Source organism: Rhizobium sp. SG570, from assembly GCF_012275345.1.
In the GTDB taxonomy this organism is placed as follows: domain Bacteria; phylum Pseudomonadota; class Alphaproteobacteria; order Rhizobiales; family Rhizobiaceae; genus Rhizobium; species Rhizobium lusitanum.
The window spans coordinates 349,957-374,038 of the sequence record NZ_JAAZQI010000002.1 but is presented as its reverse complement, the minus strand read 5'-3'; the positions used below and the strand labels follow the sequence as shown (position 1 = coordinate 374,038).

Annotated in this window: 28 protein-coding genes; 12 read left to right on the top strand and 16 right to left on the bottom strand. The window is 60.5% G+C overall.

Going from position 1 to position 24,082, the window contains the following annotated elements; genetic code table 11:
• Positions 1-195 precede the first annotated feature (195 nt).
• From FHT28_RS05560 to FHT28_RS05535, 6 genes are all read left to right on the top strand, one after another.
• Positions 196-963: a DsbA family protein gene (locus tag FHT28_RS05560; RefSeq protein WP_037201317.1), complete on the top strand. Its 768-nt coding sequence runs from the start codon at positions 196-198 to the stop codon at positions 961-963.
• Positions 964-1,146: 183 nt separating this feature from the next.
• Complete coding sequence (aroQ, locus tag FHT28_RS05555) at positions 1,147-1,584, top strand: type II 3-dehydroquinate dehydratase (protein WP_034486834.1); 438 nt, start codon at positions 1,147-1,149, stop codon at positions 1,582-1,584.
• 24 nt (positions 1,585-1,608) lie between these two features.
• Positions 1,609-2,070: an acetyl-CoA carboxylase biotin carboxyl carrier protein gene (gene accB, locus FHT28_RS05550; protein ID WP_037201323.1), complete on the top strand. Its 462-nt coding sequence runs from the start codon at positions 1,609-1,611 to the stop codon at positions 2,068-2,070.
• A gap of 4 nt (positions 2,071-2,074) precedes the next feature.
• Positions 2,075-3,427, top strand: a complete 1,353-nt coding sequence (gene accC / locus FHT28_RS05545) for an acetyl-CoA carboxylase biotin carboxylase subunit (RefSeq protein ID WP_173410718.1) — start codon at positions 2,075-2,077, stop codon at positions 3,425-3,427.
• 3 nt (positions 3,428-3,430) lie between these two features.
• The gene (aat, locus tag FHT28_RS05540) at positions 3,431-4,045 is read left to right on the top strand and encodes a leucyl/phenylalanyl-tRNA--protein transferase (protein ID WP_037201325.1); all 615 of its coding nucleotides are present in this window, start codon (positions 3,431-3,433) and stop codon (positions 4,043-4,045) included.
• Positions 4,046-4,492: 447 nt separating this feature from the next.
• Positions 4,493-5,044 (top strand): DUF1062 domain-containing protein, encoded by a 552-nt coding sequence (locus FHT28_RS05535; RefSeq protein ID WP_246704802.1) that lies wholly within the window; start codon positions 4,493-4,495, stop codon positions 5,042-5,044.
• Between the two features lie 67 nt (positions 5,045-5,111).
• Here the strand turns inward: FHT28_RS05535 and FHT28_RS05530 are convergent, their stop codons facing one another.
• The 6 genes from FHT28_RS05530 to FHT28_RS05505 all read right to left on the bottom strand — a co-directional run bounded on the left by FHT28_RS05530 (position 5,112) and on the right by FHT28_RS05505 (position 9,257).
• Positions 5,112-5,552, bottom strand: coding sequence for a DUF2155 domain-containing protein (locus FHT28_RS05530; RefSeq protein ID WP_168595761.1), 441 nt, complete (start codon positions 5,550-5,552; stop codon positions 5,112-5,114).
• A gap of 104 nt (positions 5,553-5,656) precedes the next feature.
• Positions 5,657-6,055 (bottom strand): NADH:ubiquinone oxidoreductase subunit NDUFA12, encoded by a 399-nt coding sequence (locus FHT28_RS05525; protein WP_037194329.1) that lies wholly within the window; start codon positions 6,053-6,055, stop codon positions 5,657-5,659.
• A gap of 106 nt (positions 6,056-6,161) precedes the next feature.
• Positions 6,162-6,629: a GNAT family N-acetyltransferase gene (locus FHT28_RS05520; protein ID WP_168595760.1), complete on the bottom strand. Its 468-nt coding sequence runs from the start codon at positions 6,627-6,629 to the stop codon at positions 6,162-6,164.
• Between the two features lie 18 nt (positions 6,630-6,647).
• Positions 6,648-7,151, bottom strand: a complete 504-nt coding sequence (locus tag FHT28_RS05515; RefSeq protein ID WP_037194326.1) for a GNAT family N-acetyltransferase — start codon at positions 7,149-7,151, stop codon at positions 6,648-6,650.
• Positions 7,152-7,154: 3 nt separating this feature from the next.
• Positions 7,155-8,660 carry an Asp-tRNA(Asn)/Glu-tRNA(Gln) amidotransferase subunit GatB gene (gene gatB / locus FHT28_RS05510; RefSeq protein WP_168595759.1) on the bottom strand — a complete coding sequence of 502 codons (1,506 nt, stop codon included), beginning with the start codon at positions 8,658-8,660 and terminating at the stop codon, positions 7,155-7,157.
• Positions 8,661-8,747: 87 nt separating this feature from the next.
• Positions 8,748-9,257, bottom strand: coding sequence for a GNAT family N-acetyltransferase (locus tag FHT28_RS05505; RefSeq protein ID WP_037194321.1), 510 nt, complete (start codon positions 9,255-9,257; stop codon positions 8,748-8,750).
• Between the two features lie 299 nt (positions 9,258-9,556).
• Here FHT28_RS05505 and FHT28_RS05500 point away from each other — a divergent pair, with 299 nt between their 5' ends.
• Positions 9,557-9,814 carry a YjhX family toxin gene (locus FHT28_RS05500; protein ID WP_092576619.1) on the top strand — a complete coding sequence of 86 codons (258 nt, stop codon included), beginning with the start codon at positions 9,557-9,559 and terminating at the stop codon, positions 9,812-9,814.
• Positions 9,815-9,890: 76 nt separating this feature from the next.
• Here the strand turns inward: FHT28_RS05500 and FHT28_RS05495 are convergent, their stop codons facing one another.
• The 4 genes from FHT28_RS05495 to FHT28_RS05480 all read right to left on the bottom strand — a co-directional run bounded on the left by FHT28_RS05495 (position 9,891) and on the right by FHT28_RS05480 (position 14,855).
• Entirely contained in the window at positions 9,891-11,903 is a 2,013-nt protein-coding gene (locus tag FHT28_RS05495; RefSeq protein ID WP_168595758.1) for a DUF4139 domain-containing protein, read from the bottom strand.
• A 326-nt stretch (positions 11,904-12,229) separates the two neighbouring features.
• Positions 12,230-13,711 (bottom strand): Asp-tRNA(Asn)/Glu-tRNA(Gln) amidotransferase subunit GatA, encoded by a 1,482-nt coding sequence (gene gatA / locus FHT28_RS05490; RefSeq protein WP_168595757.1) that lies wholly within the window; start codon positions 13,709-13,711, stop codon positions 12,230-12,232.
• A 59-nt stretch (positions 13,712-13,770) separates the two neighbouring features.
• Entirely contained in the window at positions 13,771-14,058 is a 288-nt protein-coding gene (gene gatC, locus FHT28_RS05485) for an Asp-tRNA(Asn)/Glu-tRNA(Gln) amidotransferase subunit GatC (RefSeq protein ID WP_037194314.1), read from the bottom strand.
• Positions 14,059-14,144: 86 nt separating this feature from the next.
• Positions 14,145-14,855 carry a metal-dependent hydrolase gene (locus FHT28_RS05480; protein WP_037194311.1) on the bottom strand — a complete coding sequence of 237 codons (711 nt, stop codon included), beginning with the start codon at positions 14,853-14,855 and terminating at the stop codon, positions 14,145-14,147.
• A gap of 117 nt (positions 14,856-14,972) precedes the next feature.
• Here FHT28_RS05480 and ruvX point away from each other — a divergent pair, with 117 nt between their 5' ends.
• Complete coding sequence (gene ruvX, locus FHT28_RS05475) at positions 14,973-15,467, top strand: Holliday junction resolvase RuvX (RefSeq protein WP_037194309.1); 495 nt, start codon at positions 14,973-14,975, stop codon at positions 15,465-15,467.
• On the opposite strand, the gene FHT28_RS05470 is transcribed toward ruvX, so the two are convergent.
• From FHT28_RS05470 to FHT28_RS05445, 6 genes are all read right to left on the bottom strand, one after another.
• Complete coding sequence (locus tag FHT28_RS05470; RefSeq protein ID WP_037194307.1) at positions 15,404-15,736, bottom strand: DUF6105 family protein; 333 nt, start codon at positions 15,734-15,736, stop codon at positions 15,404-15,406. The genes ruvX and FHT28_RS05470 overlap by 64 nt on opposite strands.
• Positions 15,737-16,036: 300 nt before the next feature.
• Positions 16,037-16,693, bottom strand: coding sequence for a TetR/AcrR family transcriptional regulator (locus tag FHT28_RS05465; RefSeq protein WP_047639231.1), 657 nt, complete (start codon positions 16,691-16,693; stop codon positions 16,037-16,039).
• A 104-nt stretch (positions 16,694-16,797) separates the two neighbouring features.
• Positions 16,798-17,415 carry a GNAT family N-acetyltransferase gene (locus FHT28_RS05460; RefSeq protein ID WP_047639230.1) on the bottom strand — a complete coding sequence of 206 codons (618 nt, stop codon included), beginning with the start codon at positions 17,413-17,415 and terminating at the stop codon, positions 16,798-16,800.
• A gap of 149 nt (positions 17,416-17,564) precedes the next feature.
• Entirely contained in the window at positions 17,565-17,723 is a 159-nt protein-coding gene (locus FHT28_RS36035; RefSeq protein ID WP_348644970.1) for a type II toxin-antitoxin system RelE/ParE family toxin, read from the bottom strand.
• A gap of 48 nt (positions 17,724-17,771) precedes the next feature.
• The gene (locus FHT28_RS05450; protein ID WP_037194300.1) at positions 17,772-18,017 is read right to left on the bottom strand and encodes a type II toxin-antitoxin system ParD family antitoxin; all 246 of its coding nucleotides are present in this window, start codon (positions 18,015-18,017) and stop codon (positions 17,772-17,774) included.
• A 93-nt stretch (positions 18,018-18,110) separates the two neighbouring features.
• On the bottom strand, positions 18,111-19,769 hold the full coding sequence (locus tag FHT28_RS05445; protein WP_047639229.1) for an acyl-CoA dehydrogenase family protein: 1,659 nt from the start codon (positions 19,767-19,769) through the stop codon (positions 18,111-18,113).
• A 185-nt stretch (positions 19,770-19,954) separates the two neighbouring features.
• On the opposite strand from FHT28_RS05445, the gene FHT28_RS05440 reads away from it, so the two are divergent.
• From FHT28_RS05440 to dprA, 4 genes are read left to right on the top strand one after another with little or no spacing between them, the layout of a single operon-like run.
• Positions 19,955-20,911 (top strand): aspartate carbamoyltransferase catalytic subunit, encoded by a 957-nt coding sequence (locus FHT28_RS05440; protein WP_037194296.1) that lies wholly within the window; start codon positions 19,955-19,957, stop codon positions 20,909-20,911.
• Positions 20,908-22,197 carry a dihydroorotase gene (locus tag FHT28_RS05435; protein WP_037194294.1) on the top strand — a complete coding sequence of 430 codons (1,290 nt, stop codon included), beginning with the start codon at positions 20,908-20,910 and terminating at the stop codon, positions 22,195-22,197. Before FHT28_RS05440 ends, FHT28_RS05435 begins: the two co-directional genes overlap by 4 nt.
• Before the next feature lie 30 nt (positions 22,198-22,227).
• Positions 22,228-22,848 carry a glycerol-3-phosphate 1-O-acyltransferase PlsY gene (gene plsY / locus FHT28_RS05430; RefSeq protein WP_167669618.1) on the top strand — a complete coding sequence of 207 codons (621 nt, stop codon included), beginning with the start codon at positions 22,228-22,230 and terminating at the stop codon, positions 22,846-22,848.
• Positions 22,848-23,996: a DNA-processing protein DprA gene (gene dprA / locus FHT28_RS05425; RefSeq protein WP_037194290.1), complete on the top strand. Its 1,149-nt coding sequence runs from the start codon at positions 22,848-22,850 to the stop codon at positions 23,994-23,996. The genes plsY and dprA overlap by 1 nt, the downstream gene beginning before the upstream one ends.
• The last annotated feature ends 86 nt before the right edge of the window (positions 23,997-24,082 follow it).

The following is a 24,082-nucleotide window of genomic DNA, read 5'->3' as shown; positions in this document are numbered from 1 at the left end:
CGGATCGGATCGCCGTGCGACATTTGCCGCAATAATGGTTCATTCACAATCCCGCGATTGCGGCTTCGTCGCGAAAATTCCTGTTTCTGGAAGCAAGCTTGCGCCGTAAGTTGCTGATCCGTATTTGCGGAAGTTGACCCGACGATGCTATGCCGCATCCGAGAAAGTCTCCGCATAGATCCAAACGAGGACCCAATGACCTTTTCTTTCAAAAGCCTGCTGACGGTTGCGGCGATTGCCCTCACAGCGTCCTTCGCCGCAATCCAGCCCGCCGCCGCGCTGGACGATCAGCAGAAAAAGGAAATCGGGGAATTCATCAAGGAATACCTCGTCGAACATCCGGAAGTCTTGCTCGATGCGCAGGCCGCGCTCGAGAAGAAGCAGGAGGCGGCCCGCCTCGCCCAGTCGTCCCAAGTGATCGCCCAGAACAAGGACGCGATCTTCAACTCCAAGGATGATGTCGCGATCGGCAATCCGAAGGGCAGCATCACCGTCGTGGAGTTCTTCGACTACAACTGCACCTATTGCCGCCATGCGCTCGGCGACATGGACACGCTGCTGAAGCAGGACAAGGACGTGCGTTTCGTGCTCAAGGAATTCCCGATCCTCGGGGCGGACTCGGTCGCCGCGTCGCGGGTTTCCGATGCATTCCGCAAGCTTTCGCCTGAAAAATATGCCGAGTTCCATCACACGCTGCTGAGCAGCGACGGCCGCGCCTCGGAGGACAGCGCCATCGAGGTTGCCGCCTCGCTTGGCGTCAAAGAAGCAGCCATCCGCGCGGAAATGGCAAAGAGCCCGAACAACGATATGATCAAGGCGACCTACCAGCTTGCCACCGATCTCAACGTCACGGGCACCCCCGCCTATGTCATTGGCAACGAAACCATTTCCGGCGCAATCGGGCTCGAAGCCATTCAGCAGAAGATTGCCAATGTCCGCAGCTGCGGCAAGACCACCTGCTGACGATCACATCTCCGCGCCGCGCGCTGCATTTGAGGCACCATCGAACCACGTGGATTTCGACAGGGCTCAAAATTGCCAAAATCGCGGCGTTTCCACACCTAGAGACGCGCAACCTACGCTCCGGGGCTTTCCTACAAGGCCTCGGGAGTCTATAGGTTGCGCTGCACTTTGACGGAACCTCTGATGGCGCAAACTATTTTTGTCCTCAACGGACCCAATTTGAACGCTCTCGGCAAGCGCGAGCCGGGTATCTATGGCGGCAAGACGCTCAAGGATATAGAAGCAGACTGCAAGTCCGCGGGCGAAAGCCTGGGCTTCATCATCGATTTCCGCCAGAGCAATCATGAAGGCGTGCTGGTCGACTGGATGCATGAAGCCGGCGATACCGCCGCCGGCGTCGCGATCAATCCTGGCGCCTATGGCCATACGTCGATCGCGCTGCACGATGCGATCCGCGCCATTTCCGTTCCCGTGGTGGAGGTGCATATCTCCAACATCCACGCGCGAGAAGAATTCCGACACAAATCGATGATCGCGCCCGCTGCCAAGGGCATGATCTGTGGTTTCGGACCTTATAGTTACATCCTGGCGCTGCACGCGCTGAAATCCATCACCCAATAACAAAAATACAGGGCAAGAAAACCAATGGCTGAAAAGAAATCGGGTATCGACCAGGCGCTGATTCGCGATCTCGCCAATATTCTCAACGAGACGGATCTGACCGAGATCGAAGTCGAGCAGGAAGATCTGCGCATTCGTGTGTCTCGCGCCGGCACGCCGCAATATGTTCAGGCGCCGGTCGCAGCACCTGCTTATGCAGCAGCCGCTGCTCCCATCGCGGCCGCCGCTCCCGCAGGCAAGGTGCGCAATCCCGATAGCGTCGTCAGCGCGCCCATGGTCGGCACCGCCTATCTGGCGCCGGCCCCGGGCTCGGCCGCCTTCATCGAGGTCGGCTCGGTCGTTAAGGAAGGCCAGACGCTGCTGATCATCGAAGCCATGAAGACGATGAACCAGATCCCTGCGCCTAAATCCGGCACGGTCACGGAAATCGTCGTTCAGGACGGACGCCCGGTCGAGTACGGCGAACCCCTTGTCGTCATCGAGTAAGCCCATGCCCATGATTTCGAAGATTCTCATAGCCAATCGCGGAGAGATCGCCCTGCGTGTGCTGCGCGCCTGCAAGGAACTCGGCATTGCCACCGTGGCGGTTCATTCCACCGCCGATGCCGACGCGATGCATGTACGGCTTGCGGATGAAAGCGTTTGCATCGGCCCGCCGCCGTCGCGCGAAAGCTATCTCAACATCCACCAGATCGTTGCCGCCTGTGAGATCACCGGCGCCGACGCCGTGCATCCCGGCTATGGCTTCCTGTCGGAAAATGCCAAGTTCGCCGACATCCTCGAGGCGCATGGCATCACCTTCATCGGTCCGACGGCGGATCATATCCGCATCATGGGCGACAAGATCACCGCCAAGACCACCGCTCTGCAGCTTGGCATCCCGGTCGTTCCGGGTTCTGACGGCGAAGTGAAGACCGAGGCAGACGCGCTGAAGACGGCGCGCGAGATCGGCTATCCGGTGCTCATCAAGGCAACCGCCGGCGGCGGCGGTCGTGGCATGAAGGTGGCGCGCACGGAAGCGGACCTGGTCGAAGCATGGTCGACGGCGCGCACGGAAGCGGGCGCCGCCTTCGGCAATGATTCCGTCTACATGGAAAAATACCTCGGCAAGCCGCGCCACATCGAAGTTCAGGTGTTCGGCGACGGTGAAGGCAACGCCGTGCATCTCGGCGAACGCGACTGCTCACTGCAGCGCCGCCACCAGAAGGTCTGGGAAGAAGCCAATTCCCCGGCGCTCAATGTCGAGCAGCGCATGAAGATCGGCCAGATCTGTGCCGACGCCATGAAGAAGCTGAAGTATCGCGGCGCCGGCACGATCGAATTCCTCTATGAAAATGGCGAGTTCTATTTCATCGAAATGAACACCCGCCTGCAGGTGGAGCATCCGGTCACGGAGGCCATCACCGGCATCGACCTCGTGCACGAACAGATCCGCGTCGCCTCCGGCGGCGGTCTTTCGGTGACGCAGGATGAAGTGCATTTCCATGGTCACGCCATCGAATGCCGCATCAATGCCGAGGACGCGCGCACCTTCATCCCCTCGCCCGGCACGATCACGCATTTCCATGCGCCCGGCGGGCTTGGCGTGCGCATCGATTCGGGCGCCTATCAGGGCTACAAGATCCCACCTTACTACGACAGCCTGATCGGCAAGCTGATCGTGCACGGCCGGACCCGCGTCGAATGCATGATGCGCCTGCGCCGCGCGCTCGACGAATTCGTGGTCGACGGCATCAAGACCACCCTGCCGCTATTCCAGGATCTGGTTTCCAACCAGGATATCGCCAACGGCGACTATGATATCCATTGGCTGGAAGACTACCTGGCCAGGACATCGGCCTAAGCCGTGCCAGGAACGCGCAGCAGACGTCCCGGCGTTACCCCGGAGATTTTGTTGCGCGCCTATTCCATCGGGCTCTTCCCGATGGCCGAATCGGCCGACGACCCGGAGATCTTCTGGGTCGAGCCGGAAATTCGCGGTGTCTTGCCCCTCGATAGCTTTCATGTCTCGAAGAGCCTGGCAAAGACCATCCGCCATAGGCCGTTCGACATCCGTTTCAACACCGATTTTGACGCCGTCATCGCCGCCTGCGCCGAGCACACGAGCGGCCGGCCCAGCACCTGGATCAACCAGACCATCCGCGCGCTCTATTCGACGCTGCACCATATCGGCCATGCGCATTCGGTCGAGGCTTGGGAGGATGACCAACTGGTCGGCGGCCTTTACGGGGTCTCGCTGGGGTCCGCCTTCTTCGGTGAGAGCATGTTCTCCCGCCGCACCGACGCTTCGAAGATCTGCCTCGTCCATCTGGTCGAGCGCCTGCGGCAACGCGGTTTCACACTGCTCGACACGCAGTTCACGACCGAGCACCTGAAGACGTTTGGCGCGATCGACGTGCCGAAGGACGACTACGCGAAAATGCTCGAAAAGGCGATGGAATCACCCAATCTGAGCTTTTGAGGCGATCAGAGCTGAGCCCCGCGGATCGTACTAAAGGTATTCGTGCGCCGAAGACTTCAAATTCCGGTTGGTATTTGCTATCGCTCGACGCGAAGAGCGTTGGTGCATAGAGGTTTCGCTTTGCCGTCGTAAATACCGGTCTCATCCAGTTTCACCCCATGCATAGGGAAGCGTGTCGCCGCCGATGCATGTTCATGTTCATCGGGTGGTGGTCTGAGACCGGTTTGGCATTGTCACAACGCGCCTAGCGCAGCCATTGCTGTCTCAGCTCTTCAGCCGTCCCGCAACATCGCCATACCGTGCCCATAAAGGGCTTGTCCCGCCATCAGCTTGGTGAACTTCCAGACGGAAGACCAAGACGGTATGTGCAATATTCTTCGGGTCCGATGGACCATCTATCCTCAGACCGCACCCCAGCCATGGATCGCCTGCAGCGGCTGCGGATGCTTGAAACCCTTCAAATCAAGCGGCAAGATCAGGCTCAATGCCAATGGCAAAAGGCTTGATGCCTGGCTCGTCTATAAATGCTCCGATTGCGGGAAGACGTGGAATCGGACCCTCTTCGAACGGCGGACCATTCGTGATCTCAGCCCTGCTACCCTGGAAGCCTTGCAAGGCAACGATCCGGACTGGGTACGACTTCAGGAATTCGATCTCGACGGACTGAAGCGCAAGGCGCTGCGCGTCGATGAATTGCCTGACGCCATTCTCCGGAAGGAAGTAGCGCAGGGGAAAGCGAGCTGGACAACACTGGAAATCGAGCTTGCGAGCGTGTTCGCCTTGAACCTTCGCCTTGATCGCCTGCTTGCGTCCGAGCTGGCCATTTCGAGATCCAAGCTCAAGGTGCTGCATGGCTGCGGCAAGCTGAGAGGCCATCCGGACCGCAGCGACGTTCTACGTCATCGCATCAAGGCAGGCATGCGCATCGCCATCGATCTGTCCGATGAAGATGATCGCGATGCGATCGGTGAGGCAGCCTCAAATCCGAAGGCAAAATAGCAAATCGTCCGCGGGAGCGATGCTCCTGCGGGCGAGTCGGCACGGCTGCGGATTCTCCGGGGATCGACTATTTCGCGCCGGCGGTATCCGGCGGCGGGATGTCGGATTTCTGTTTGCACTCTTTCAGCCAGACGTCGTAGATCGGATGCTCGACCGCGTTGAGGCCGGGGCTGTCGGCGAACATCCAGCCGGTGAAGATGCGGCGGATGCGGCGATCCAGCGTGATCTCATCAACTTCGATGAAACCGTCCACCTTCTGCTGTTCGGTATCGTCACGCGAGTAGCAGGCCCGCGGCGTCACCTGCAACGCGCCGAACTGCACGGTCTCGTTCATATAGACATCGAATGTCGTGATACGGCCGGTGATCTTGTCGAGGCCGGAGAAAACGGCGACGGGATTGGCGATGCGGGCCGCCTCTGCGGAAGGCGGCAAAACGATGCCAGCCAAGAGAGCGATCGCGGCTCCCACCATTACACGCAAAGAAGCGCTCCGCGTGAAAAACGTCATATCCGGCAATCTCCGCTTGGTCTCGGTCAAAGCGCCGAGCAAGAGCCGGCATCTCTCGCGCCTAACGGCCAATTGTGGCCAAAGGACGAGCCGGCCCCTTCTGCTCAGTTGCCCGGGGTCCAGGCGTCATAGTCGCCGGTCACGCGCGGACGCTCGCCGGCAACGGCCAGCGAGCCCGGCGGGCGATAGGCCTGCGGAGTGCCGGTCTGGTTGGCGCGGTGCCCCTTTTCCCATTCCTTGGCGACATAGTTTTCCTTGGTCGGCGGAACGTCGGTGCGGTGATGCATCCAGCCATGCCAGCCCGGGGGAATTGCCGTGGCTTCCGCGTAACCCTTGTAGATCACCCAGCGCTTCGGGAGACCGTAGGAGGACATGCCGCCTTCGTAATAGACATTGCCGAATTCATCCTCGCCGACGCGCTTGCCGAAACGCCAGGTCGCGAACCGCGTGCCCATTGTCTGACCATTCCACCAGGTGAAGGTTTGTACGATGAAATTCCACATGTCTTTTCCTCGATACCCGCTGAATGGCGAGCGATACCAGAATTCGATAGCTTGCTTATGCCGCCACCGGACGGGCTTGTCCAGTGATTCCAGCAGGCAAACGCTGTCATTTCAATGTCATCTTGAAACCAAGATGGCTCGGCTTGAAACCCAATCTCTCATAGAAGCGGTGGGCATCCTTGCGCTGGGCGTTCGAGGTCAATTGCACCAGCCGCATGCCGCGGCTTTTTGCCTCGGCAACGCAGAAATTGATCATTGCGGCGCCGATCCCCTGCCCGCGCAGATCCGTGCGCGTCTGCACAGCTTCGATGATCATCGCGGAGGAGCCACGGCCGGTTAGCGATGTCGTGATCATCGTCTGGAACGTGCCTACGACTTCGCCGGCCAGTTCGGCGGCGTAGAGCGTCTGCTCGGATGAGGCATCGACCGTGCGGAAGGCCCGGAGGTAATCGCCATAGGCAGATGGATCGGTGGTATCGCCGTGGCCGCCGACAGCATCTGCGGCGAAGAGGTCGATCAAGGAAGGAAGGTCAGCCTCACGAGCTTCGCGAATGATCAAATCGGCGCTGTTCATGATCGACCTGCCTAGCTGTCAGTGGTTTTCGAGAGGCTTCTCGAATATCAGCGCCGGAATGCCCGATTGCGCATTTCCGCAGTTTTCCGTGCGGCCGACTTCGACGAAGCCATGCGCCGTGTAAAAGGCGATCGCAGGCTCGTTTTGTGGTTCGACCTCCAGGCGCATGACTTCTGCGTCCGGAAAGCAGGTTTCCAGTTCTGCGAAGATATCGCGGCCGACGCCCTGGCGTTGGTAGCGCGGGCCGACATAGAGCATGTAGAGCTCGACAGTCTTTGTCATCTCCGTGGACATGGCGGCATAGCCCATGCCGCCGATCGTCTTGCCGTCGTCGGCGACGAGGAATTCGGCGTTCTTCTTCGCCAGTCGTGCCTTCAGCGACGCCAGAGAATGCCAGGAGGCATGCAGCTCGCTGACCTTGTCGGCCCCATAGATATGGTCGTAGGTCGCATGCCAGGTTTCGCGCAGCAGAGCACGGACCTTTTCCAGGTCCTGCTCGCCGGCGGTGCGGACGAAGAACACCGATTATTCCTCTTCGATGCCGAGCTTGGCCTTGACCAGCGCCTGCACGGCCTGCGGATTGGCCTTGCCGCCGGTCGACTTCATCACCTGGCCGACGAACCAGCCGGCGAGCGTCGGCTTGGCCTTGACCTTGGCGACCTGATCCGGGTTAGCAGCGATGATTTCGTCCACGGCCTTTTCGATGGCGCCGGTGTCGGTGACCTGCTTCATGCCGCGGGTCTCGACGATCTCTGTGGGATCGCCGCCTTCGGTGAGGATGATCTCGAACAGATCCTTGGCGATCTTGCCGGAGATGGTTTCAGCCTTGATGAGATCGATGATCGCGCCGAGCTGGGCGGGCGAAACCGGAGTTTCTTCAATATCTTTGCCGATTTTGTTCAGAGCACCCAGCAAGTCGTTGATGACCCAGTTTGCCGCCATCTTGCCGTCACGGCCGGCAGCGACCGCTTCGAAATAATCGGCGATCGCCTTTTCCGAGACCAGAACGGAGGCGTCGTAGATCGACAGGCCAAGCTCGCGAACGAAGCGCTCCTTCTTGTCGTCAGGCAGCTCTGGCAGGTGCTGAGCGAGTTCCTTGACGAAGGCGTCATCGAATTCGAGCGGCAGCAGATCCGGATCGGGGAAATAGCGGTAGTCATGCGCATCTTCCTTGGTGCGCATGGATTCAGTCCTTCCCGAGCCTGCATCGAACAAACGGGTTTCCTGCTCGATAGAACCACCCTCTTCCAGAATATCAATCTGACGACGAGCCTCGTATTCGATCGCCTGGCCGATGAAGCGGATGGAGTTGACGTTCTTGATTTCGCAGCGCGTACCGAATTCGCCACCGGGACGGCGCACGGAGACGTTGACGTCGGCGCGCATCGAGCCTTCGTCCATGTTGCCGTCGCACGTGCCGAGATAGCGTACGATCGAACGCAGCTTTGTCATGTAGGCCTTGGCTTCGTCCGACGAACGCATATCCGGCTTGGAGACGATTTCCATCAATGCAACACCAGACCGGTTCAGATCGATGTAAGACATGGTGCTGTGCTGGTCGTGCAGCGACTTGCCGGCGTCCTGCTCTAGGTGCAAGCGCTCGATGCCGATCTCGATATCTTCGAACTGCCCCTGACGATCCGGCCCCAACGAAATGACGATCTTGCCCTCGCCGACGATCGGATCCTTGAACTGCGAGATCTGATAGCCCTGCGGCAAGTCGGGGTAGAAATAGTTCTTACGGTCGAAGATCGAACGATTGTTGATCTGCGCCTTCAGGCCGAGGCCGGTACGCACGGCCTGCTTGACGCACTCCTCGTTGATGACGGGCAGCATGCCGGGCATGGCGGCATCGACCAGCGAGACGTTGGAATTCTGCGGCTTGCCGAACTCGGTCGAGGCACCGGAGAAGAGCTTGGAATTGCTCAACACCTGGGCATGGACTTCCATGCCGATAACGATTTCCCAATCGCCGGTGGCACCGGGAATGAAGCGTTTCGGATCTGGCGTGCGGACGTCGACAAGGGTCATGGGAAGCTCTTGAAATGCTGTTCTTCTGAACTTTGTGAGGTAGAGCAATTGGCGAGATGGCGCAAGGCTTTCGGCATCGCCGGCGCGCTATATGCCTGGACCGTAGACGCCGTCGCTATCTTCGACCAGCGCTTTTGAAAGCCCGATGGTCGGCACATCGCTATCGAGCTTCGGGGAATAGACGATCGACAGCCAGTTGATCTCATAGCCACGAGCCTTGAAAAAACCGATCGCGTCGACATTGCCGGCATGAGTGTGCAGCGAAACCTTTTCCAGCCCCTGTTCGCGCATGTCCTGCTCGATACGCGCCAGGAGTGCCGAACCTAGACCTCGCCTGAGAAACCCCGGGTCGATCCAGAAATCGGAGATGGTCTCATCGAGGCCCTCGCGCGCCGCCCAGCCGGCGACCTCCCCGTTCAGCTCGATGACCGTGATTGTCAGCCAGACGTTGCGCGTGAAATTCGAAAAGGCGTCGCTTGCACTTTCCAGAAGCTCGACCGGACTTCCGATCGAGCCCATGGCCTTCTGCCAGGAGCGCAGGCCGATATTGGCCAGTACCTCCGCTTCCCCTTCATGCGCATTGCGAATATGGATCATCGGGCCCCCGCCGTTTCCAGCAGTAAAGCACCGGAAAACAGCTTTTTCCAGCGACGAGATAAAAGCAAGCGCACGGTGGCGGCCCAAGTCCAACGAGAGTGAAACTTGACCGCCGGTTGCAACCTGTTTTAAAATTGCCGCGTCAATGGAGTTTTGATGTCCACCTTTTCTCAGACCCGGTAAAGGCCCTGCCCGCGAGCCTTCTTGCGTGCTGGGCCCGAAAACGAAGCCCCGACTTCCCTAAAGGGAGCGTCGGATCGTTTTGTTGCGCCTTTGGCGCTTTCCGGATTCTGACGACAATGGATATCTCACGCGCAGAGCAGCGCATCCTGCATTTGCTCGCTCAAGGCGGGCGCATTGAAATCGAACGCACCGAAAACAAGAAAATCGAGACCGTCAACTGCTACACGCGGGACGGCTGGCTCTATCCCGGTTTCGGCATCGAGCTCTTCCGCAAGCTCAAACAGCTGAAGGCCATCAAATCCTCCGGCGGACATCCCTACCGGATAACGGAACGGGGCCTGAGGCTGGTGAGGGCGCAATTGGATAATAGGTAGAGAAAGCATGAGAGCCGCCCCGGTCGGGCGGCTCTCATCCGCTCATGCGGCTCATGTGACGAAGCGCTGGTGGCGATCAGAATGTCCTGATGAGCTCCGCCACCTGGCTGCCCAGACGATCGCTGTCCTTTTGCATCGCGGCGCGTTTTTCGCCGACTGCAGCGATTTGGTCTTCACTATCTGCCAGAGCCTTCAAATAGCGCTTCTTCAAATCGCTGTTCTCCGGAACCGCGCCGATATTCTGTCTTATCCGCTCCTGGTCATTGGTGAGTTTCTCTATTTCGTTGTCGAAACTCTCCAGATCGTTCTGGGCAGCGACCTGCTTTTTGCGCGCCTCCGCCAGGTTTGCGAGCTTGTCTACAAGTACCTTGTCATGGGCCGAAGCCGACCATCCAAGCAGCATGTCCGGCTCTGCATCGACCAGAGCGTAACTGTTGCTCTGAAGCTGCTCGTCGACTGCCGTCAGTGTCTTTTCCGTAGCCGCCGGCACGACCGTCTTGAGCCGCTGGTGTGTTGCCGTCTTGCCGAAACTTTCGTCCGAGGAAAACGACCAACCGTCCCTAATCGGGTGTTCGACAATAACGGTCCTTTCGCCGTCAAGCGCCCCTGAAACAGTGTATGTTGTCGTCTGGCGGTATTTGACGATTGTTTGCATCACGCCATCGGAAACCTTGAGAGAGGCAATCTCCTCCGTCGGCGTCTGCTGCTCACTGATCGACACCTTTCGGTCGGTTGCGAAACTGGCAAGGCGCGTATCGCCCTTGGGCAGCGCGGATAGCTGGGAATCGCCGATATAGCCGATCTTGCTATCGTACAGCGTCAGAATTCCCGCCGGCATGCTGACGCCTGTGGTGTTCTTGAGCATCACGGCAGCGATGGGATTGGGAAATGAGCTGCCCGCCCGATACATGTCCACCATATCGGCATCCAGCGCCGCATCCACGATCGGCACCGATAAGGTGTCGCCATTTGCCAGATCGTAAGTCCCCGGAAGTTCGAACGTGGCCGAGATATCGCTTTCGGTGGCATTGGCAGCACTACCAGCAGCTATTTGCATTGGCGCTGCAGGCCTTTCCAACTCGTCGGCCATGTATCCGGATGCGGCTGCCTTTCTGCTGGCGCCACCCATCATTGTCTTGGCAGGCGCGGGCGCTGTTACTGGTTCCTCCGCATCCGATGACAGCCGCTGCCTGTTGGACAGGTCTCCGCTATCGAGATCAGGGACAATATTCGAAGCCGTATTGACCGGCACTTCTTGCCGCTGTCTCCAATAGAGCTTGTGCAGGCCCTGCTTCAGCGTCACCGGCTCGGCCGACGTCAACGTCAGTTTGACGCCCTTCCAATCCTCACCGCTGGCGTTTTCCAGCACGGTCCATGCCTGCAAACGCGCCTTGCCATTTGCCTCGGTCACAACCTTGTAGGCCGTTTTCCAGATCGGAGACGGAACCACATAGGTCAGGCCGATATCGCCGCTGTTCTTCACACCGTTCAGCTTGATATCGATGGTGCGGCTGCCGTCGTTCTTGCCACGGGCAATGGCCGCCGCCGCTTTGGCAACCTTCGCTCTCATCTCAGCATCCTCGATCCGGACGGACGCATCCTCGCCAAGCGCCAGCGTCTCCACAGCGCCATCCTTGTCGAGAACGGTCAGCAGCGGAACCGGCGCACTCTCGCCAGCCTTCCTGATCTCGATCCCGAGAATGCTTCCCTCAACGGTTTTCCCACCGCTGGTTACCGATATTCTGGCGCCCTGTATCGATGTCAAAAGCGACGGCACGGATGAGAGCGCTTCAGGCGTAAACGGCAAGCCTTTGAAGGTTTCCGCTAGAGGTTGCGGCCCTGCCAGAGAAAAGCCGGCCACCGAGCCCTCGGTCTCATTGACCACAAGGCTCTTGAGCATGTCATCAACCTGGTCGAGAGGCACCTCGAGCCGGACCATGCCGTCGCTACCGACTGCCGCGGATCGAGAGACCTCGGCAAGGCCACCCGAGGACAAGGTAATGGCGCGAATAGCTCCATTGTCGGCGGCCAGCGAAATCGCCGGAAATGCCACACTGAGGAGCAGGATCGCCGATACTTGCTTGAGCATGAAGAGACCTTCCGATTCGGTTGCAGAGGACAAGACCAAGCGGCCTGCTGCAATTTATGATCGTATTTCGGTCCAAAGTGTGATGGCGATGATCTTCGCGCGCGATCCGGCAGGTGGGGCAACCATCAACCTCGGCGACGATGACTTCGCCTTTGGCCATGGAGGGGTAAGAGAACAATTCCCCCGGACGGCCGCAATAACGTCAGGACTTTTAATCTTGCATCCAAGGCGTCGCCGCTCCACCGAGCGGCAAAGCCGACCGCGCCGGCCGTTTCGTGGTCGGCGTCGGTCATGGACCTCAAATTATGGGCCTCAAATTGTGGTGCTTACCACCACTTCGCCGGCGTGAACTTACCGGCGGCCTGTTCGATGACGTGGGCGGTCTTGAACAGGGTTTCCTCTTCAAACGGCTTGCCGATGAGCTGGAGGCCGAGCGGCAGGCCCTTCGGGTCGAGGCCGGCGGGGACGGCGATGCCTGGGAGGCCGGCCATGTTGACCGTCACCGTGAAGATGTCGTTGAGGTACATCTTTACCGGATCTGAAGCGAGATCCTCGTCGGCGATGCCGAAGGCGGAGGACGGCGTGGCGGGCGTCAGGATGGCGTCGACACCGGCATGGAAGGCAAGCTCGAAATCGCGCTTGATCAGCGTGCGGACCTTCTGGGCGCGCAGGTAGTATGCGTCGTAATAGCCGGCCGAGAGAACATAGGTGCCGATCATGATGCGGCGCTTCACTTCCTGGCCGAAGCCGGCAGCACGCGTCTTCTCGTACATGTCGACGATATCCTTGCCGTCGACACGCAGGCCGTAGCGGACACCATCGTAGCGCGCCAGGTTCGAGGATGCTTCGGCGGGCGCGACGATGTAATAGGCCGGCAGCGCGTATTTGGTGTGCGGCAGAGAGATGTTGACGATCTCGGCGCCGGCGTCCTTTAGCCAGGCGATACCCTGCTGCCAGAGCGTTTCGATCTCTTGCGGCATACCGTCGACGCGATATTCGTTGGGGATGCCGATCTTCATGCCCTTCAGCGACTGGCCGAGCGAGGCTTCGTAATCCGGCACCGGCAGGTCGACCGAGGTCGTGTCCTTGGCATCGACGCTTGCCATCGACTTCAGGAGGATGGCGGCATCGCGAACGTCGCGGGCGATTGGGCCAGCCTGGTCGAGCGACGAAGCGAAGGCGACAATGCCCCAGCGCGAGCAACGGCCATAGGTCGGCTTGATGCCGACGGTGCCGGTGAAGGCAGCTGGCTGGCGGATGGAGCCGCCGGTATCGGTCGCCGTGGCGCCGGCGCAGAGGTGGGCTGCAACGGCAGCAGCCGAACCGCCGGATGAGCCGCCCGGAACGAGCTGCTGGTTCGAGCCCTCGGCACGCCAAGGGTTGATGACCGGGCCGTAATACGAAGTCTCGTTGGAGGAGCCCATGGCAAACTCATCCATGTTGAGCTTGCCGAGCATGACGGCGCCGTCGTTCCAGAGGTTCTGCGTCACCGTCGATTCATAGCGAGGCTTGAAACCATCGAGAATGTGGCTGCAAGCCTGAGTGTGGATGCCTTCGGTGCCGAACAAATCCTTGATCCCGAGCGGAATGCCTTCGAGCGCGCCGGCCTTGCCGGCGGCAAGCCGCGCGTCCGAAGCCTTGGCCATCTCGCGCGCCTTTTCCGGCGTCACGGCGATATAGGCATTGAGCTGACCGTTGGCCGCGTCGATCGCCGAAAGATAGGCTTCGGTCAGTTCGGTGGCGGTGATGTCCTTGGCGCGCAGCTTGTCGCGGGCTTCGGCAATGGTCAGGCTGGTCAGTTCGCTCATTTTGTTTCGCTTCAGATCTGGAAATAGGCAACGGGTCGGAACGGGCTAAAAGGAAGCCTTTATTCGACGACTTTGGGCACCAGGAAGAAATTCTGATCGGTATTCGGCGCATTGGCGACGATGTCGGCGGCCTTGTTGCCGTCGGTCACTTCGTCCGCGCGCTTCTTCATCGCCATCGGCGTCACGGAGGTCATGGCCTCGACGCCATCGACATTGACTTCAGAAAGCTGTTCGACGAAGCCCAGAATGCCGTTGAGTTCGCCCATCATCCGCTGCGCTTCGTCTTCATTGACGGCGATGCGGGCAAGATGGGCGACGCGTTTGACAGTGGCGAGATCGACGGACATGGCATTCTCCGGATAGCAAGATTATCCACAAAAGCGGATTTGCTTCACGCTATAAAGGCCATGTCCGCCATACGCAACGGGTATCGTCAGGCAGAAACGCTCTCGCCCACCTTCGGAGCCGCGACCGTTGTCTTCGAGCCTTCCATGCCGGCAACGAACTTTTCCGGGGTCTGATCGATGATCGGGAAGGTGCCGTAGTGGCAGGGGATGGCGGTCTTGAAGTTGAAGAAGCGCTGGCAGGCAAGCGCGGCAACGGCACCGCCCATGGTGAAGCGGTCGCCGATCGGCACGATGCCGATATCGGGCTGATGCAACTCGTTGATCAGGGCCATGTCGGAGAAGATATCGGTATCGCCCATGTGGAACAGCGTCGGCTCGTCGTCGAAATGCAGCATCAGGCCATTGGGATTACCGAGCGCGTGGGAAACGCCGTCTTCGGTGATCTGGGCGGACGAATGCAGCGCATTGGTGAATGTGGCTGAGAAGCCGCCGAGACCGACGGTGCCGCCGGTATTGCCCATTTCCAGCTTCTCGACGCCCTTGGTGCCGAGCCAGGAGGCCAGATCGGCATTGGCGAGAACGACGGCGCCCGTATCCTTGGCGATCTGAACCGTGTCGCCGACGTGATCGCCATGGCCGTGGGTCAACAGGATATGGGTCACACCCGAGGCAACATCCTTGATATCGAGGCCAGCGGCGGCAAAGGAAGAGTTATACGTCAGAAAAGGATCGATCAATATTTTGGCCTTTGCCGTTTCGATGCGAAAAGCGGCATGGCCGAGCCAGGTGATCTTCATTGGATTTCTCCTTAATGCTTGATTTGAAATGGCAGGCTGGTGTCTAGGAGATATCTCAAACCGCAGCAAAGAAAAGCGGTTCGGACTTCAATTTGTTTTGACGAGAGCGAGACCTTGATGACGACGCTGACCATCGAAGACCTAGCCGCGACGCTCCTGCCCGGGCAGGCGGTTGCCGGCCTCGATCTCGGCACCAAGACGATCGGACTTGCGATGTCCGATCTCGGCCGCCGCTTCGCCACGCCGCGCCCGGTGATCAAGCGGGTAAAGTTCACCCAGGATGCTCAGACTTTGCTCGCCTTCGCCGAGAAGGAAAAGGTGGCGGCCTTTATTATCGGCCTGCCTGTCAATATGGACGGTTCTTCGGGGCCGCGGGTGCAGGCGACGCGCGCCTTCGTGCGCAGCATGGCCGACAAGACCGCCCTGCCCTTCGTCTTCTGGGATGAGCGGCTTTCGACGGTTGCGGCCGAACGGGCGCTTCTGGAAATGGACGTCTCGCGTGCCAAGCGGGCCGAGCGCATCGACTCGGCCGCTGCGAGCTTTATTCTTCAGGGAGCCTTGGACAGGCTTTCGGCGCTCGGCAGAGCAACCTTGTCCGATCTCGACTCCTGACGGTGCCTCCACCAGCCCATGATGGCGGCGCGCCGGCGAAAGCCGAAGATCGCGAAAACCAGCAGACTGTCGAAGGCGATGGCGCGGGCGACGAGCGGCGGGATGGCTTCCGGCGGAATGCCGAGGATCTTGCCGTAGATCTCGAACACCAGGTCATGCATCTGCCGCGTCAGCATGAAGATGCCGAAGCTCATGTCGTAGTACGACAGATAATACCATGCCCCGATAAACGAGACGGGCCCAGCCCAGCAAATCAGCAACCACTTCATGCGGCACCTCTTCGACGCGGATATTGCGTCGTCCCAGCCGAAAGGACGAGCCAGTTCGACAGCGCCATGGCGCTCAACACCATCGCGGGCAACGTTATATCTAGGGCCAGCACGGCGAAGAACATCATCGCCGTGACAAGAAACACTAATTTTGTGGGTCTGGACCCCATGGCTGCACGCTTAATAGTTAACAATCGGTCTTTTCACACTGCCGAGTTAACCGTTGCGGCGCAATGTAAACCATTTGTTAAGGTTAACGGCGCGGCGGGCTTGTGGATATCTCCCGGATGAGCGCCGGTATCAGCCGTAGACGCCGCGCACGATCCGCTTCAGCGCCGTTGCCGCCTTCTCCCAATCCCTAGCGGTTTTCAAGACAAGGCCGGCGCATTGATTGCTGACCGTGGCAGAAAGCACGACATGTTGGATGGCGGCAAAGATCATGGCGTTGACCGCCTGTGCGTCGATCCCCTTCGGCGGGGTGAGCGAGCCGCGCATGCGCTCGATCCAGCCGGCGAGTGCCTTGGAGCGGGCCTCTGAGAGCCTGCGAACCTGCTCGCTGTTTTCGGATACTTCCCAGGCAACGATACGGCGCATCAGCGGATCGGCGCGCAACGCATCGAGAAACAACAGGGCAAGCCGCTCCATCAGATCGCCATAGGTCAGAAGAAACATGCCGCCGGTATCGTCGGGAATGCGATCCTTCACCCAGCTTCCGAGATCCGCACCGATGGCTTCCACCAGTCCGTCGAGCCCACCGTAATAGCGATAGATCAGCTGCTTGTCGCAGCCGGCGCCACGCGCTACCGCGTTGATACCGAAATTCTGGAACCCCTCCTCCGCAAGGAGCCGCTTGGCGGCATCGAGAATCGCCTGCTCGGTTGCGGCGCGGTTGCGCATCCGCTTTTCCGGAACGGGCGCTTCCATCAGGATTTTAACGGCTGCGTTTGCAACGGCCATCGACTCAGCTCCAATCTGTCACCGAGCGGTGAGTAACAAGTCGAATTGGCGCGAACAACAAAGGTGTGATCGGCAGCACCGTCAAAGCCTGCGAATCCACAGATTTAGAGATACCGGCCGAACCATACGGTCGTTTCCGACGCCAGATCGGGCGGCAGTTCCACCGGTACGAAGCCTCGCGACGACCAGAAACGGATACCGCCATGATTGCCGGAATTGGCGCCAAGATGAACCCCTTTAACGCCGCTGGCGCTGGCGTACGCCATCCAGCGCTCCAGCAACGCCGTGCCGACGCCTTTTCCCTGAGCCGTCGGCAGCAGGTTCATATGAATATGTGCGGGAAATGGATCGGTGAGAATGGCAGGCGTCCGTTTCGGATGATGGATTGTCGATATCCGGCGCTGATCGGCATCCCAGAGTGCCGGATCACCGACGGGATCGGCGTACCGGCGCCGCAGATCCGGCCACCACTCACGCTCCAGGCGCTCTTCGAAAGCAACCGTATCGAAAACGCCCGCGATATAACCGAAGACGCCTTCGTCATCCTCAGCGACGAAAACCATCTCAGGGTGGAGTGCAGCATAGGGCGCGGAATAGATGTGCCCGATCAAACGGCCATCGCGGTGAAGCGCCGTCGCATCCTTGCCGGCGTCACCGGTCAGCAGCGAGATGGCATAGAGCTGGTCGATATCATCGGATTGGACCTGACGGAGGTTGATCATGGGAGCCTCTGCGAGCTGACGTGAGAATCTTGTGCGGCCAACAATCAAAACTCCAATGTCTCTTCAGAGGTGCCGACTTACATCCATTCGCCGATGCAACACGCGAATGATGGCGACTTCCGCATCCAGCAGCAGCAGAAGATAGTAGATCAAGTGGGAGCCGATGGCATGTTGAAATAACCTTCGCGGATATGGATGCGACCCCCGATTTTCAGACCGGACGCCAATCCCTCGAAGGCTTCGACGAATTCTGCATGGTAGGCTTCCGCTTGCTTTACGGACCAGTTCTCGACGGTATATCGCCAGATGTCTTCAAGATCGGCCCCGCTAGCGGGGACAGGCCGTACTTTCGAGGACTATTCGCCATATGTCGCGCGCATCCGCCTCAGGAATGCGGCGTTATCGAAGGGGGCAGGCTTTCCGGATTCCTCACCAGCAATCAATGCATCCTGAAGAGCCCTGACCTTCGCTTCATGCTCTTCAAGCAGACGCAAACCTGCGCGAAGAACATCGCTGGCAGAGCCGTATCGGCCCGTCTGAATCTGAGCTTCGATAAAGGCGCTGAAATGATCACCAAGCGAAACGGATGTGTTGCGGGCCATGTAAACACTCCTATGCCGATACCAACATAGTAAATATTGGTATCGCGACAATCGGCGATGCCGCTGCGAGCCCGGCAATCGCTAGCGCAAATTCTATGTCGCCGGCGGATAGAGAAGGTCGACGATATAGCTGGCGTCGAAGCGCGCATCGAGCATGCCGTAGGTGGCGCGCCAGCCGCCGGCCAGCCGGGTCTCGATGAAGGCATCGGCGATCTTGCCCGCGCCGAGGCGATAGAGCTCGGCCGCACCGGCGGCGAGCGCCATCTGTTCGACCAGGAGGCGGGCTGCCCCCTCATCCTGCTCGCAAAGCGCCATGGCCGCGCGCAGCACCTCGATGGTCTTCTTGCCGGCGGGCCCGAGATCGCGGGCAAGGCCGGCGAAGACGGTTTCGAACAGGTCCTTGCCCCGGTTCAAGACTCTGAGAACGTCGAGCGCCATGACGTTGCCGGACCCTTCCCAGATCGCATTGACCGGTGCTTCCCGGTAATGGCGGGCGATCGGGCGCTCCTCGATGTAGCCGCTGCCGCCGATGCACTCCATCGCTTCATAAATCAGCGCCGGAGCGATCTTGCAGCACCAGTATTTGGCGACCGGCGTCATGACGCGGGCGTAGGCGGCGTCTTCAGTGCTGCCGCTCGCTTTGTCGAAGGCTTCGGCCAAACGGAAGGCGAGCGCAGTCGCGGCAGCGACATCGAGCGCCATGTCGGCGAGCACGCGCGTCATGATCGGCTGTTTGACCAGCATCTTGCCGAAGACGCTGCGGCCGCGCGCATGATGCACGGCTTCGGCCAACGAAGCCCGCATGATGCCGGCCGACGCCAGCGCGCAATCGAGCCGTGTCAGCGTCACCATGTCGAGGATCGTGCGGATGCCGGCATCGGGCGTCCCGAGCAGGAAGCCGAAGGTGTCGGTAAATTCGACCTCCGAGGAGGCGTTCGAGCGATTGCCGAGCTTGTCCTTCAGCCTCTGGAATTGCAGGCCGTTGGCCGAGCCATCCTCGAGCAGCCGCGGCACGAGGAAACAGCCAAGGCCCTCCTTGGTCTGGGCCAGCATGATGAAGGCGTCGCTCATCGGCGCCGACATGAACCATTTATGGCCGGAGAGCCTGTAGATGCCCTCGCTCACCTTGTCGGCGGCCGTCCGGTTGGCGCGCACATCGGTGCCGCCCTGCTTCTCCGTCATGCCCATGCCGATGGTGACGGCTGTCTTCTGCATGGCCGGCTTGTTGGAAGAATCATATCTGCGCGACAGGATCTTCGGCGCCCAGTCCTTCTGGACGGCTGGCGACGCCATCATGGCTGCCACGGACGCGCTGGTCATCGTCAGCGGGCAGAGATGGCCGCATTCGAGCTGCGCGGTCAGATAGAAGCGGGCCGCGCGCACCTTGTGCGACTGCCCCACCGCTTCGGGATCGGCCTGCGCATCCCAGATCGAGGAATGCAGGCCCGACGACATCGAACGGCGCATCAGCGCGTGCCAGGCCGGATGGAATTCGACCACATCGAGACGCTCGCCGCGCGGACCGTGGGTGCGCAGTTGCGGGGTGCCCTGGTTCGCCATGCGCGCCAGTTCCTGCGCCTCGTGCGAGGTGACGAAGCGACCGAGCTGCTCCAGGTCTTCCCGTGTCGAACGCGGCAGGCCGGAGGTCAGATCGACTATCAACGGATCGGAACGATAGGCATTGATGCCGGACCAGAGGCTCGGCTGGTTCAGGTCGGCAAATGGGTCATCAGTCCGGGTCTGTTGGGTCATATTTCGCTTTTAGAGCAAGAGGGTTGCAAAAGGAAACCGGAAGTTTTGTCTCCTAACAGCATAGCTGCTGTAACCGGATTCGAGCGAAATTGCATGGGGAACACGCGACCTTGTCACATGCGCGCGCTTGCCCCTTTGGCGCTCCCTCTCTATAGACCCCCTGACGACATCCAGAGGGCAGGTCCATGGTCTTCTTTCCCCACCGCCACCTCATCGGCATCAAGGGTCTTACCGAGCAGGATATAACCTATCTTCTCGACAAGGCCGACGAGGCGGTCAAGATAAGCCGCCAGCGTGAGAAGAAGACGTCGACGCTTCGCGGTCTCACGCAGATCAATCTTTTCTTTGAAGCATCGACGCGCACCCAGTCCTCCTTCGAGCTGGCCGGCAAGCGGCTTGGCGCCGATGTGATGAATATGTCGGTCGGCAATTCGTCCGTGAAAAAAGGCGAAACGCTGATCGATACGGCGATGACGCTGAACGCCATGCGGCCGGATGTGCTCGTCATCCGTCATTCGAGCGCAGGTGCCGCTGCGCTGCTGGCGCAGAAGGTCTCCTGCTCAGTCGTAAACGCCGGCGATGGCCAGCACGAACATCCGACCCAGGCGCTGCTCGACGCGCTGACGATCCGCCGCGCGAAAGGCAAGCTCTCGCGCATCATCGTCGCCATCTGCGGCGACGTGCTGCATTCGCGCGTTGCCCGTTCCAACATCCTGCTCCTGAACGCCATGGGCGCTCGTGTCCGCGTCGTGGCGCCCGCTACCCTGCTGCCCGCGGGCATTGCCGACATGGGCGTCGAGGTCTTCCATTCGATGAAGGAAGGGCTGAAGGATGCCGACGTCGTCATGATGCTGCGGCTGCAACGCGAACGCATGTCCGGCGCCTTCGTGCCATCGGTGCGCGAATACTATCATTTTTACGGGCTGGACGCCGAGACGCTCAAAGCTGCCAAGGAGGATGCGCTCGTCATGCATCCGGGGCCGATGAACCGAGGGGTCGAGATCGCATCCGAGGTGGCCGACGGTCCTCAAAGCGTCATCGCCGAGCAGGTGGAAATGGGTGTCGCCGTGCGCATGGCAGTCATGGAAGTGCTGCTCGTCTCACAGAACCAAGGACCTCGCAGCGAGGTATCAGGCGCATGAACAACTCGATCGTCCTGCAGAATGTCCGCATCATCGACCCCTCCCGTAATCTCGACGAGGTCGGTGCGATCGTGGTCGAAGGCGGCATCATCGTCGCCGCCGGCAAGGATGCGAAAGGCCACCCGACGCCGAAGGGCGCGACGGTACGGGATTGCACCGGCCTCGTGGCCGTGCCGGGTCTGGTCGACGCCCGCGTCCATGTCGGCGAGCCTGGCGGCGAGCATCGCGAAACGATCGCCTCGGCGAGCCGCGCGGCCGCGGCCGGCGGCGTCACCTCCTTCATCATGATGCCGGACACCCATCCCGTCATCGACGACATCGCCCTGGTGGAATTCGTCAGAAAGACGGCGCGCGACACCGCGGTCGTCAATGTCTATCCGGCCGCCGCCCTCACCAAGGGTCTTGCCGGCGAGGAGATGACGGAAATCGGCCTTCTGCGGGCGGCCGGCGCGGTTGCCTTCACCGATGCGCATTCCGCAGTCTACGACACACAGGTCCTGCGGCGGCTGATGACCTATGCGCGGGAATTCGGCGCGGTCATTTCCTGCGAGACCCGCGACAAGTATCTCGGCGCCAACGGCGTCATGCATGAAGGGTTGCTTGCGAGTTGGCTCGGGCTGTCAGGCATCCCGAAGGAGGCCGAACTCATCCCGCTCGAGCGCGACCTGCGCATTGCGGCGCTGACGCGCAGCCACTATCACGCCGCCATGATTTCCGTGCCTGAATCGGCTGAAGCCATCCGCCTTGCCCGCGCGCGCGGCGCCAAGGTCACCTGCGGCATCTCGATCAACAATCTCGCGCTGAACGAGAACGACATCGGCGAATACCGCACCTTCTTCAAGCTCTACCCGCCGCTGCGGTCCGAGGACGACCGCACGGGCATGATCCAGGCGCTGGCGGACGGCACCATCGACATCATCGTTTCCTCACACGACCCGCAGGACGTGGACACCAAGCGCCTGCCGTTCGCAGAGGCTGAGGACGGCGCAGTCGGGCTGGAAACGCTGCTGGCCGCCGCCCTTCGCCTCCATCATAGCGGTGAGATCAGCCTGATGCGGCTGATCGATGCCCTGTCGACGCGGCCGGCCCAGATCTTCGGTCTCGATGCCGGCACGCTGAAGCCGGGCGCGAAGGCGGATATTGCCTTGATCGATCTCGACGAGCCTTGGCTTGTCGCCAAAGAAATGCTTCTGTCGCGCTCGAAGAATACACCTTTCGAGGATGCAAGAATGAGCGGCCGGGCGGTTGCAACCTATGTCGCCGGCAAGCTGGTTCACAGTCTCTAGAGCAGGCCCAGGGTTTACGGAGAACAAGACGTGATGGCGGATTTCTGGACTTGGCAGCTTACCCCGGAGACAGCGCTGGCAGCCCTCGTCATCGGCTACCTGCTCGGCTCCATCCCGTTCGGCCTCTTGCTGACGCGCATGGCAGGCCTCGGTGACGTCCGCAAGATCGGCTCGGGCAATATCGGCGCAACCAATGTGCTGCGCACCGGCAACAAGGGGCTTGCGGCCGCCACCCTGCTGCTCGACGCCTTCAAGGCCACCGTCGCCGTGTTGATCGTCGCGCATTTCTTCGGCAATGACGCCGCGGTGCTCGCCGGTTTCGCGGCCTTCATCGGTCATATCTTCCCGGTCTGGATCGGCTTCAAGGGCGGCAAGGGCGTTGCGACCTATCTGGGCATCCTGCTCGGTCTGGCTCCGCTGATGGCCTTGATTTTCGCGATCGTCTGGCTCGCCATCGCCTTCACCACCCGTTACTCGTCACTCTCCGCGCTGGTTGCAACCCTTGCCATCCCGGTTGTATTGTGGATATTGGGCGTCGACAAGATCGCCGGCGCCATGGCGCTGATGACGGTCATCTCCTGGTACAAACACAGAGCCAACATCGCCCGGCTGGCGGCCGGAACGGAAGGCAAGATCGGAGCGAAGGGGTAATGGATACAGGCAGCGCAAGACGGACCGGAGTTGCGCTGACCGAAAAACAAAGGATCGCCTGGCTCAGGCTTATCCGCTCCGACAATGTCGGTCCATCCACCTTTCGCCATCTCATCAATCACTACGGCTCGGCAGAGGCGGCGCTTGCCATGCTACCGGAGCTTTCCCAGCGCGGCGGCTCGACGCGGGCGATCCGCATTGCCGACGAGCGCGACGCTCTGCGGGAACTGGAAGCGATGCATCGGTTCGGTGCGCGCTTCGTCGGCATCGGCGAGCCGGATTATCCGCCCGCGCTCCGCGAGATCGATGGCGCGCCACCGCTTCTTGCGGTCAAAGGCAATGTCCCGACGGCAACCCGTCCGGCAATCGGCATCGTCGGCTCGCGCAATGCCTCGATCAGCGGGGCCAAGTTCACCGCAATGATCGCCCGCACCTGCGGCGAGGCCGGATACGTTGTCATCTCCGGGCTTGCCCGCGGCATCGATACGGCAGCCCATCGCGCCAGCCTCGAGACCGGCACGATCGCCGCCATGGCCGGCGGGCTGGATCAGCCCTACCCGCCTGAGAATATCGGCCTGCTCAACGACATATGGGACGGCAACGGGCTTGCAGTCAGCGAAATGCCGTTCGGATGGGAGCCGCGGGCTCGCGACTTCCCGCGCCGCAACCGGTTGATATCGGGCATCTCGCTCGGCGTCGTCGTCATCGAGGCGGCGACCCGCTCCGGCTCGCTCATCACCGCGCGCCTTGCCGGCGAATTCGGCCGGCTGGTCTTTGCCGTTCCCGGCTCGCCGCTCGATCCGCGCTGCGAAGGCACCAACGGCCTGCTGAAGGACGGCGCGATGATCGTGACCACGCCGAACGATATCGTCGATGCTCTGCGGCCGCTGGCTGAGCCCGATCTCTTCCGCCCTCGCCCTTCCGAAGCGCCAGTCGAACGGAGCAAACCGTTCTCCGCACCGCCCGCTGATGCTGAACGCGATCACATCGTCGATGCGCTCGGGCCGACACCGGTCGAGATCGACGACATCGTCAGGCATACAGGCCTGCCGATATCCTCGATCCATTCCGTTCTTCTCGAGCTCGATATGGCCGGCCGGCTGCATCGCCATCCCGGCGGGCTCGTGTCGCTCTCCATGCTGGATTGAAAACTGTGACGCGCATACCAATTCTAAGCATCGCATCGTCGCGCCAGGCGCAAAAATTGACATCGCCTCTTGACCGCGACGATTTC